8 protein-coding genes are annotated in these 11639 nt (G+C 57.4%); all 8 read left to right on the top strand.

The window, feature by feature from the left end; all coding sequences use genetic code 11:
* Positions 1–417 precede the first annotated feature (417 nt).
* The 8 genes from ACFFK0_RS13445 (at position 418) to ACFFK0_RS13410 (ending at position 11262) form a co-directional block, all read left to right on the top strand.
* On the top strand, positions 418–1773 hold the full coding sequence (locus ACFFK0_RS13445) for a GH1 family beta-glucosidase (protein ID WP_377470762.1): 1356 nt from the start codon (positions 418–420) through the stop codon (positions 1771–1773).
* A 215-nt stretch (positions 1774–1988) separates the two neighbouring features.
* Positions 1989–3320: an extracellular solute-binding protein gene (locus ACFFK0_RS13440; RefSeq protein WP_377470761.1), complete on the top strand. Its 1332-nt coding sequence runs from the start codon at positions 1989–1991 to the stop codon at positions 3318–3320.
* A 58-nt stretch (positions 3321–3378) separates the two neighbouring features.
* Complete coding sequence (locus ACFFK0_RS13435; protein WP_377470760.1) at positions 3379–4254, top strand: carbohydrate ABC transporter permease; 876 nt, start codon at positions 3379–3381, stop codon at positions 4252–4254.
* 17 nt (positions 4255–4271) lie between these two features.
* Positions 4272–5150: a carbohydrate ABC transporter permease gene (locus tag ACFFK0_RS13430; protein ID WP_377470759.1), complete on the top strand. Its 879-nt coding sequence runs from the start codon at positions 4272–4274 to the stop codon at positions 5148–5150.
* 21 nt (positions 5151–5171) lie between these two features.
* On the top strand, positions 5172–6944 hold the full coding sequence (locus ACFFK0_RS13425) for a cache domain-containing sensor histidine kinase (RefSeq protein ID WP_377470758.1): 1773 nt from the start codon (positions 5172–5174) through the stop codon (positions 6942–6944).
* A complete protein-coding gene (locus tag ACFFK0_RS13420; RefSeq protein WP_377470757.1) occupies positions 6925–8493 on the top strand; it encodes a helix-turn-helix domain-containing protein in 1569 nt (522 codons plus the stop codon). The genes ACFFK0_RS13425 and ACFFK0_RS13420 overlap by 20 nt, the downstream gene beginning before the upstream one ends.
* Before the next feature lie 24 nt (positions 8494–8517).
* On the top strand, positions 8518–11037 hold the full coding sequence (locus tag ACFFK0_RS13415) for a beta-mannosidase (protein ID WP_377470756.1): 2520 nt from the start codon (positions 8518–8520) through the stop codon (positions 11035–11037).
* Between the two features lie 12 nt (positions 11038–11049).
* A complete protein-coding gene (locus ACFFK0_RS13410; RefSeq protein ID WP_377470755.1) occupies positions 11050–11262 on the top strand; it encodes a hypothetical protein in 213 nt (70 codons plus the stop codon).
* The last annotated feature ends 377 nt before the right edge of the window (positions 11263–11639 follow it).

Here is an 11639-nt window from a genome sequence, read left to right as displayed (position 1 = left end):
TAATATTCTGTGAATTGCGTGAGAGAGGTCGTTTCGGGTTCAGAAGCCTGCATTTTTGCACCAACGAACCGCAATAAACAATTCCGCTCAATAGATTCCTGTATATTTGCAGGCTTACATATTCAACCACTACAAGCAACCGCTACAAGCAATAAGCAATCACCAAAAGTAACCGCTACAAGCCAAACATTATAAGCAACCATTACAAGCAACCATTACAAGCAATCATGCTTCAATTTAGGTTGTGGAGTCACCCGGACATGTCGACGCTGCCTCCGGAGCACATCAAGAGCGTGCTGGACAAGGCCAATAAACTGCCTAAATTTCCCCTCCGTAAAGCCGATGATTTTCTACCCTGTCTGCCGAGTCCGCTATGGTAAAGTTAGTCCCTGATAAGAATTCATTAAGGAGCTGACGATGATGAGCACGATCGTTTCTTTCCCGCCCGATTTCGTATGGGGCGTATCCACTTCGGCTTATCAAATAGAAGGAGCTTTGCAGGAGGACGGACGCGGGCCGAGCATTTGGGACGAACTGGCTGCCATACCGGGCCGGATCTGGAACGGCGACGACGCGGAGGTCGCCTGCGACAGCTATCACCGCTACGAGGAAGATATCGCGCTCATGAAGGAGCTGGGCGTGAAGGCATACCGGTTCTCCGTGTCTTGGCCGCGCATTTACCCTCAGGGCGACGGGCCAATCAACCCGAAGGGCATCGAGCATTACAAACGCTTCGTCGCGAAGCTGCTGGAGAACGGGATCGAGCCGTTCTGCACGTTGTATCACTGGGAGCTGCCGCAGGCGCTTCAGGAGAAGGGCGGCTGGGAGAGCCGCGGCACGATCGATGCGTTCGTGCGGTTTGCCGAGACGATGTTCCGCGAATTTGACGGCATGATCAAGCACTGGATGACGTTCAACGAGCCGTGGTGCATCGCCATTAACGGCCACCTGCTCGGCCGCCATGCTCCGGGCATCCGCAGCTGGCCGTCGGCCCTTCAGGTTGCCCACCATGTTCTGGTAGCGCATGGTCTTACTGTTCGCAAGTTCCGCGAGCTTGGCACCCAAGGGCAGATCGGCTATGCCCCGGACATGTACTGGTACGAGCCGTTCTCCCGCAAGCAGGACGATGTGGATGCGGCTTATCGTGCCTTCTCCATTTACAACTGGTTTGTCGAGCCGGTGTTCAAGGGCACGTATCCGGACCGGATGAAGGCGTGGTTCCAGACGAAGGGAGCCGAGCCGGACATCCTTCCGGGCGACATGGAGCTTATCGCCGAGCCGATCGATTTCCTCGGTCTGAATTTCTACGGCGGCAATATCGTCCGCAGCAAGCCGGGCAACAATTATCTCGATCTCGAGCACGTCGACCTTGGCTATGAGAAGTCGGACAAGGGCTGGTTCATTTTCCCCGAAGGCCTGTACCTGATGCTGAATTGGATCACGGATCATTACGGCAGCATCCCGATCTACATTACGGAGAACGGGGCGTGCTTCAATGACGAGGTGGTGGACGGCAAGGTCGACGATGGGCGGCGAATCGCTTTCCTGCAAAATCATATCGCCGAGCTGGGACGCGCCATCGAATCGGGGGTGAACCTGAAGGGATATCTGACGTGGTCGCTTATGGACAATTTCGAGTGGGCATTCGGCTATTCGTGCCGCTTCGGACTCGTCCACGTCGACTACCGCACCCTGAAGCGCACGCCGAAGGAGAGCTATTACTGGTATCGGAAGCTGATCCGGAAAAACTGGCTGGAGCTGGAGAGCCGCTAGTCCGGCTCGCCCGGCCGAGCCGGCTCTCCCGGCAACCCCGGCATCCCCGGGGCAAACCCCGGCTAATCTCATAACCGGGCAGGCCGGTCAAACGTGGATCCGAACCAAGCCGATATTTTTCTACCCTGGTGCCGATGATCGTCCCCTTACCGAACCGGAGCGCACCCTCTACAATGAGAACGTAACCACTTGAATGCCCAGAGGAGGATAACAAGATGAAGAAGATATATAGAGCAGGTCTCTCCGCCGCCTTGGCCGCCGGCTTGCTGGCAGGCTGCGGGGCGGGCGAGCAGTCCGAAGGCGCCGCAGGCTCGTCCGGTGCGGCGAGCGGCCAAGAGAAAGTAACGCTTACGGTATGGAACAACTGGTCGGGGCAGGATGCCAAGGCCGTTGCGATGAGAAAAATCCTCGACGACTTCAAGGCGTCGCACCCGAACGTCGATCTGCAGGTCGAAGCGCTGCCGACGGACGGGCTGAAGACACGCCTGCGGACGGCAGCGGCGGCGGACGAAATGCCGGACATGTTCGTGATGTGGCCGGATGCGATGACGAAGGAATTCGTTAGCGCAAACCTGCTGCAGCCGATCGACGAGTTCCTGAACAGCAAGCCGGAGTGGAAAAGCAACTTCATTCCGAACGCGCTGGACGGCTTCACGGTCGAAGGCAAAACGTACTCCGTTCCGATGAATCTGGCGCCAAGCTCATTTGTGTTCTATAACCAGGCCATCTTCGACAAGTACGGCGTGAAGGTGCCGAAGACGTGGAATGAGCTGATGGCGGCTGTCGATACGTTTAACAAGAACAATATCATTCCGATCGCGCTAGGCAACAAGGCGAACTGGGTTGCGCAATCGACGATTTTCAGTACGGTCGGCGACCGGGTTACCGGTACGGACTGGTTCCTGAAAGCGGCTGCGCAAGACGGCGCCAAATTTACCGATCCGGAGTTTGTCCAGGCACTGAAGACGCTGCAGGATCTCGGCAAGGCGAAGGCGTTCCAGGACGGCTTCAACAGCATCGACGAGAACCAGATGCAGCAGCTGTTCAACCAGGGCAAGGCCGCAATGTTCATCGACGGCGGATGGGCGGTAGCGAACATGGTCAAGACGGCTCCGCCGGAAATCCTCGCCACGACGCACCTGACGATTTTGCCTGCGATTGAAGGCGGCAAGGGCGAAGCGCAGAAGACGGCCGGCGTTGTCGGTACCGGAATGGGCGTCAGCAAGAAAGTAATCGGCGCGAAGAAGGACGCAGCGATGGAGCTGCTCTATGCACTGTCCGGTCCGGAAGGCCAGAAGGCTACGCTGGAGAGCTCCACGCTTGTCAGCTACAAGATCGAGCTCGACAAGTCCAAGGCGCATCCGCTGTTCGCCGAGCTGTATGAGCTGATGAAGAATACGAAGATTTCCCCGGTATACGATTCCAAGCTGAGCTCCGCGGCTGTCGACGCGGTCAACAACGGTTTGCAGGAGCTGCTCAGCGGCGGCAGCGCGGAAGCGATCGCCAAGAAGATCCAGGACGCCCAAGCCGGAGCGCTGGGCAAGTAAGAGCTCTCATCCAAGCCCTCCTCACGGAGGGCTCATTATTTAGAAAGGCTGTGAGACCATGACAGCAGGACACATCCGGCGGTTTCTGATCGCAGGCCTCTTGCCTGCACTGTTGATCTATACGCTCTTCGTGTTCGTTCCGGTGATCTGGTCCGCCTACTACGGTTTCTTTAACTGGAACGGCATGGGGGCGATGAAGTTCATCGGCCTCAAGAATTACGTTGAAATTTTTCACGATTCGGTGTTTTGGCGGGCGCTCAAAAACAACGTCGTCTTCGTTCTGGCCTCCGTATTCGGACAAATCCCGATCGCGCTCATCCTGGCCATTGTCCTGCATAAGAACAATATGCTGCAGCGTTTCCTCCGCTCGGCTATCTTCATTCCGATGGTTTTATCGTCCGTCATCATCGGTATGATCTGGCAGTACATTTATCACCCGCAGATCGGCATTCTGAATTTTCTGCTCGATTATCTCCAGCTCGGCAGCTGGAAGCTGCAGTGGCTGTCCGATGAGCGCATCGCGATCTTCTCGATGGTGCCTCCGCTCGTCTGGAGCTTCGTCGGCCTGTACCTGATCATTTTCTCGTCGGCATTCCAGAACATCCCCGGCGACATTCACGATGCGGCGCTGCTCGACGGAGCCACCGGCGCACGCAAGCTGTTCTCCGTGACGCTGCCGATGATTTGGAGCACGGTGCAGGTGGCGATCATCCTCTGCATCTCGGGCAGCTTGAAATCATTCGATCTGGTGTACGTAATGACCAAGGGCGGCCCGGCTCACGCTACCGAGCTGCTTGCTACCTACATGTACAATTCCACGTTTACCGTATACCGGTACGGCTTCGGCAGCGCCATCTCCACGTCAATCGTCCTGATCAGCCTGATCTTTATCGGAACGAGCCAATGGCTCTCGAATAGAGCGGCCAAATTGTAAGGAAGGAGGAGCTTCACATGAGCAATGTTACGGTTACGCGTCCCCGGGTCGTTTCGCAGAAGGGCGGCCTTCGGGAGCGAAAATGGAAGGAAGGCGTTGTCCTGCTGCTACTGGCGGTATACGGCCTGCTCACGATCTACCCGCTGTTCTGGCTGTTCATCAGCGCATTCAAGACGAACGTCGAATTCATGAACCGCCCGTTCGGCTTCCCCGCCGTACTACAGTGGTCCAACTTCACCCGTGCCTGGGATACGTCCAAGATGGGAAGGGCGTTTATGAACTCGGCGATCGTCTCCCTGGTGTCGCTTGCGCTGACGCTGGTAATCTCGGCGCTGTCCTCGTATATTTTGGCGCGGTTCAATTTCAAGCTGAAGGGCTTCGTCATGGGCTTCTTCGTCGTCGGCATGCTGATTCCGATGCACAGCACGCTGGTGCCGCTGTTCATCCTGATGAAGCAGCTGTCGATCCTGAATACGTATGCGGCGCTCGTTCTGCCTTACGTGGCGTTTGCGCTGCCGACGGCGATTTTCATCCTGACTGCTTATTTGGTCACATTCCCTAAAGAAATCGAAGAAGCGGCTTACATGGACGGCAGCGGGCTGTGGGGCGTGTTCTTCCGCATTATGCTGCCGGTCTCGACCCCGGCGCTGTCGACCGTAGGAATCATCAGCTTCCTGCACTTCTGGAATGATTATTCCTTCTCGCTGGTGTTCATCAGCAAATCGGCGCTCAAGACGCTGCCGCTCAGCGTCGCCACGTTCGCCGACGGTTTCGCTACGGATTACAGCCTGACGCTTGCGGCGATGACGATTGCTGTGATTCCGACCATCTTGGTATACTTGATATTCCAGGAACAGGTAATGAAGGGGATGACGGCCGGAGCCGTCAAAGGATAACCGGACAAGGGGATGTATCGAATGGGACAATGGCTCAGGAGCTCTTTGCGAAGAAGGCTGTCGCTCGCCATGCTGGTCGCTACGATCATCCCTTTGCTGCTGCTTGGGGGGTTAAGCTTCATCCTTTCTTCACGGATCACCGAGAGCAATGCGAAGCAGGCGGGCATCGATACCCTTCGCCAGATCGAAGGGAACGTCAGCTTCATGCTTCAGGACGTTGAGAATATTTCCATCTTCCTGATCGGCCTCAGCGATGTGCAGACGTGGCTGAGCGGGAATGTGGAGGATGAGGCGATGCGTGCGCGCATTCTCGGGCTGATGTCTACGCTGGCCAGTTCCAAGAGGTATATCGCGGACATCACAATCTATCCGAGGAATTCGATAAGCGCCGTCTCGACGGCTAATATTTATCAATCGGCGCTGCCGCGGCAATTCGATATGTCGCAGGTGGAGGGCAAGCTGTGGACCGGGCTGTATCCGATTACGACGTATGCCGGACAGTCCGAGGTGCTCTCCTTCGTCCGCCCCCTGCGCGCGATCGGCACGTATCAGACGGTAGGATGGCTGGCGATCAGCTTGGACGAGAAGATGATATCGCGCTACTGGGCGGATCCCTCCGGGAGCGGAGCCCAAAGCACGTTTGCCCTTGTGAACGAGAAGGGGGACATTCTTTCCTCTACGGATAAGACATGGCTGAGCCGGCCGATCGAGTCGCTGCTGGCCGGGATTACGAGCCGGCTGGGACCGGGGCGCTCCGGTTCGGTCACCTACGGGGAAGGTGCGGGCAAGAAAACCGTTCTGTTCTACAAGGCGCCGCAAGCAGGCTGGACGCTGCTTCAGGTGCTGCCGTACCGGCAATACGGCTCGCAGAATCAATACATTTTATTGCTGACCGTACTCGCTATCGTAATCGCGGTTGCGGCGACCGGCGTCATGGTGCTGATTTTCGTGCAGCGGGTGACGAAGCCTCTAACGGTGCTGACCCGGCTGCTTGGCCGTGTCGATCCGGACCAGCCGCTTCCGCAATATCCGCTGGACTCGCCAGACGAAGTCGGACGGCTCGCCGCCAGCTACAATCGCCTGGGGATGCACATCGCCCGCCTGAAGGAGCAGCTCATTCAGAACGAGACCCGTAAGAAGGAAGCGGATATGCGGGCGCTGCAGGCACAGATTAACCCGCATTTTCTGTACAATACGCTATCGTCGATTCATTGGATTTCGCTGATGACGGGCGAGAAACGGATCACGGACATGGTCGGGGCGCTAAGCGAGTTTCTCCGCTTCAGCCTGAACAAGGGCAAAGACTTCTGTACGGTGCATCAGGAGCTAGCCCACATTAAGAACTATACGCAGGTCCAGTCGATTCGTTATCCGGACAAGTTTGAGCTGGAATATGTCGTCGATCCGACGATTCAAGAGGCGACGATGCTCAAGCTGCTGCTTCAGCCGCTGGTCGAGAACGCGATGATTCACGGCATTCAGAAGAAGCCCGGACTAGGAAAAATCACGGTGTATGTGGAGCGGGTCGGAACGTACATCCATTTCCTGGTGCAGGATACCGGCATCGGCATGACGCAGGAGCAGCTGGAGCGGGTGCGCGCGCAGCTGGAGCTGACGGACGAGCAGTTCGAGCGCGAAGGCAGCAGCTACGGGCTGCGCAATGTGCATGAGCGGCTGCGGCTTCACTACGGTCCGCAGTTCGGACTCACGATCGACAGCGAGCTGCAGGCGGGAACCCGGATTTCATTCTCGATCCCGATGTTGGAGGGAAGCTATGAAAATCATGATCGTTGACGACGAAGTGATCATCCGGACAGGGCTGGCCCAGGTCATCAAATGGGAGGAGTACGGCCTTGAGCTGCTTGAGCCCGCGGAGTCCGCCGAAGAAGCTTTGGAGCGTATGCCGAATGAGCGCCCCCATATTCTGCTGACGGATATCCGGATGTCCGGCAAGACGGGGCTGCAGCTGGCGGAAGAGGCGAGGGAGATGCTTCCGGACCTGGAGGTCGTCATCCTATCGGGCTATGACGATTTTACCTATACGCAGCAGGCGATCCGCCAGCAGGTTGGCGATTATTTGCTGAAGACGAGCAGGCCGGAGGAAATCGTCAAGACGGTGCTGGCCGCCAAGCGGCGCGTCGAAGAGAAGTGGGCCGCGGTCAGCCACGATTTCCAGCGCAACCGGGAGGCGCGCAACCGGCTGTTCGAACGTCTCGTCATGCAGGGCGGCTCGGGCGGCGCCGATATGCAGCTGCTGTCGACTGCACTCGTGAGATTGTTTTCCGGTACGGAACCGCATAACGGGTACCGGGTTATCATCGTCTGCGCGGAAGGCTGGGGGGAGACGCACAAGTCCGAGCTTCTGCTGTTCGCCGTGGACAATATGCTGAATGAGCTGATGGTATGCGAAACCTTGCTCTTGAAAAATAAGATCGTCGCCGTCGTCCGCACCCGGGAAGGTCTTGATTCCGGGATGCCGTCCCGCAGCATGATCGGGCAAATCGAGAATCTGCTAAGATGCCGATTAACGGCTGCCGGAGGCAGGCTTGTTGCGAAGCCGGAACAGCTGCATCAATCTTATGAAACGGCGGAGCAGGCGTTTCGTTACCGGGGACTGCTGCCCGAAGCCGTATGGACCTACGACCAAATCGAGCATCGCAGGGGCGGCTCGAGCATCTGTAATGAGACCGACGAGCAAGAGCTGGCCGCCATTCTGCTGCAGAACGACCCGATCGCGCTGCGGAGCTGGGCGCAGCGCTATGTGCAGACGAGGCTGGAGGACCCGCAGATGACCGTCGATTCGCTGCAGGCGTCTTTGCGTTCGGCGGAGGAAAGCGGGGTTCGCTGGCTGCGCCGTGTGCTGGCGATGACAGGGCGGGAAGCCGCTGTAGACGACGGCTCCATTCAGGCCGCTGCGGTCTCCGGCTTGCCGCAGGAAGACCTGTTCCGGTATCTGCATGCGATCATGAAGCTGTATCATAACCGTCTGGCGGACGGGCAGACGACCCATGTCCGGAAGGCCATGACGTATATTGAACAGAACCTGGAAGACGATGTTGGTCTTCAGCACGTAGCGAGACAAGTTCACCTTCATCCGAGCCACCTGAGCGAGGTATTTAAGAAGGAGACGGGGATGACGTTCGGCGACTATGTGACCCGGCAGAAGATCGCCCGGGCTAAAGCGCTGCTGGCCGCATCCCCGGCCAAGATCAGTGAAATCGCCCAGAAGCTCGGCTATGAGGATGTCAAATATTTCGGTCAGCTGTTTAAGAAATTTACGGGGAAGACGCCGAGCGAGTACCGCAGCGACCCGCTTCACGCGGAGCCGGCACGGGAAGAATAACGTTAATGTGGGAGAGGACTACAGATGGAGCTGAATGGCTTGTGGAGAATTCATCATGTGGAAGCGGGAGAGAAGCGGCCGCTCGAGCTGGCGGCGCCCGGGCTGGACGACCGGTTCTGGATGACGGCGAAGGTGCCGGGCGACATTCATTCGGCGCTTGTGGAGCGGAAGGTGATCGACAATCCGTACTTCGGACATAACGATCTCAAATCCCGCTGGATCGAGGACAAAGAGTGGTGGTACCGCACACAGTTCGAGTATCGGCTAGGGGATAAAGAAGAGAAGCATGAGCTGATCTTCGAGGGCCTCGATACGTTCGCGACCGTGTTCGTCAACGGATTGGAGATCGGGACGACGAGCAATGCGCTAATGGGCCATACCTTCGACGTGACGAGAATCGTGAAGAACGGCAAGAATACGATTGCGGTCAAGCTCGATCCGCTGCGGCTGCATAACCGTGACAAGGAGCAGCTCCAATGGTCCTCTTATACGAAGGAGCGGCCCTGGGTCCGCAAAGCGGCGATGAATTTCGGCTGGGATTGGGGGCCGCGCATCGTAACCGTCGGCATCTGGGGCGGCGTTCGATTGGTGCGCTACCGCTATGCCAAGCTGGACAGCGTATATGCAAGGACCGTAGAGCAGGCGGCGGAGCAGGCCACGGTTCGCGTCGATATCGAGGTGAAGCGTTATGAGCGCAAGCGGGCGACGGCCTGCGAGGTTCGCCTCGTGGCGCCCGGAGGGGAACAGGCGGCGTCGGCGCGCATTCCGGTTGGGGCCGGCGGAGCAGCTGTCGCTTCTGCCGATCTGATGGTCACAGAGCCGAAGCTGTGGTGGACGCATGACCTCGGGCAGCCTGAGCTGTACAGGCTCATCGTCGAGCTGCTGTCCGACGAGGAGGTCGTGGATAGGTTCGAGCAGGACTTCGGTATTCGGACGATCGAGCTGCAGCTGGAGGACGAGCAAGGCCGTCCGGCGTTCGCGTTCGTCCTGAACGGGGTGAAGCTGTTCGCCAAAGGGGCCAACTGGATTCCGGTCGACAATATGATCGGGGCCGCACCGGATCGGCGGTATACGGATTTGATCGAGCTGTCCGTCGAAGCGAATATGAATATGCTGCGTGTTTGGGCCGGAGGGATATACGAGAAGGATATATTTTTCCGGGAATGCGACCGGCTCGGCGTGCTCGTATGGCAGGATTTTGCCTTCGCGAATGCGCTGTTCCCGGACTTCAACCGCGACTTTATGGAGAACGTACGCCGGGAAGTCGTCTATAACGTGAAGCGGCTGCGGAACCACGCTTGTCTTGCGCTATGGTGCGGCAACAACGAAATCGACTGGCTGTACGATATGAAGACATCCGGCGGGGATATCACATGTCCGTTCTATGGGGAGCGGATCTATCACGAGCTCATTCCGGAGGTGCTGGAGGAACTGGACGACAGCCGTCCTTACTGGCCGTCATCGCCGTTCGGGGGCAATGACGCCAACGATCCCGATGCCGGCGACCGGCATAATTGGCAGGTATGGCACGGGTCCGTCTACCCGCGCAAATCCGGCGAGGCGCCGATCCTCGATTACAGCATAGAAGGCGTGACGTTCAAGAACTACAAGAAGGACTTTACGCTGTTCAGCTCGGAGTTCGGCATGCACGCTTCGGCCAACCGGTATACGCTGCAGCGGCATATACCGGCCGGGGAATTTTATTGGGGCTCGGCGGAGATGGCGTACCGCAATAAAGATACCGCGCATCAGAAGGGCATTCTGCTGATGGAGGGGTACACCGGCATCCCTCAGGATATCGAGCAGTACATGAAGTTCTCGATGCTGACGCAGGCCGAGGGCTTGAAGTTCGGCATCGAGCACTATCGGCGCAACAAGAAGCGGACGAGCGGCTCGCTGGTATGGCAGCTGAATGACAGCTGGCCGGGGACGAGCTGGTCGCTGATCGACTACGAGCTGCTGCCGAAGGCGTCGTATCATTATGCGAAGAGGTTTTACCACCCGGTGCTGCTGTCGCTGGACTATGAGCCGGAGCAGGGACGGCTTGCGGTCTGGGTCGTCAACGACCGGATCGAGAGCTATCGGGGCTCTGTGCGGCTGCAGGTGCTGGATTTTTACGGCAATGAGCTGTATGCGCGGTCGTTCCCGGCGGAGGTTCCGTCAAACGGGGCGGTGCAGGTCGGCGAGCTGAGCGAGACGGAGGCACTGGCAGGCAAGCCGGCGGATGACGTTGTCGTCAAGCTGACGGCCGAGGGCTTTGAGGCGCCTGCGAATACCGCTTATTTGTGCGACCAGAAGGATTTGCGGCTTCCGGCTGCGAGTTTGAAGATAGTGGTCAATGAGCAGGAGCAGAGCGTGAGCGTTACGGCAATCGGCGGCATGGCGAGGATGGTGACGATCGATCTGCCGCAGGGCAATGTGCGGTTTAGCGACAACTTCTTCGATCTGATGCCCGGCGAAACGGCGAAGGTGCTCGTGAGTCGGCCTTGCGGCGGAGCCGTGCCGCTGCAAGGGCTCCAAGTGACCGCTATCAATGTGAAGTAGGAGGCGAATGAAGTGCTTCCCGCTTGCAGGAACGGCAATCTCACCTTGGAGCTCAACTACGCCACCTTGGATGAGTCGGCGGAGGCGCTGCATCCGCTGTGGCTTTGCCAAAGCGACGGACAGGGCTGCAGCGAGAGCATCGAGCTGACTTTGGAACAGGCCAAGTGGCTGAAGGAAGCGTTGGGTCTGTATACGAAGATGCTTTCTTCCCGATTAGGGCAATGAAAATAGAAACTCGGAGGCCGTCTCTCAAGCAGATTATTGTGCTTGGGGGACGGCTTTTTATTATGTCAGAAAGTTTAAAATTCGCTTTGCGAATTGAGCTTTCTGACTGGCGATAAAAACTTCCGCTTTACGCGGTCGCTCATCTTCGAATTACTCCGATAGGAGTTTTTCTTATGGTTATCCGCTTTTTCCCTAACGATTTCAAGCAAACCAGTCTGGTATGCGGAAAACCTTGTGTGAGCCTTAACGGTGTCCGAAACCGTTATTTGGCTCGAGACGCCATGTCTAACAAGTTTAGCGGATTTCGGAGGCGTTATTGCTGCTAGAATTAAATCTGGACATCTCCGTTAAGAGAATTCAATATGGAATCTAACAGG

The sequence above is a fragment of the Paenibacillus chartarius genome (assembly GCF_042432825.1).
Lineage (GTDB): Bacteria > Bacillota > Bacilli > Paenibacillales > NBRC-103111 > Gordoniibacillus > Gordoniibacillus chartarius.
Note: the sequence above shows the minus strand (reverse complement) of the source record. Positions and strands in the feature narration are given on the sequence as shown.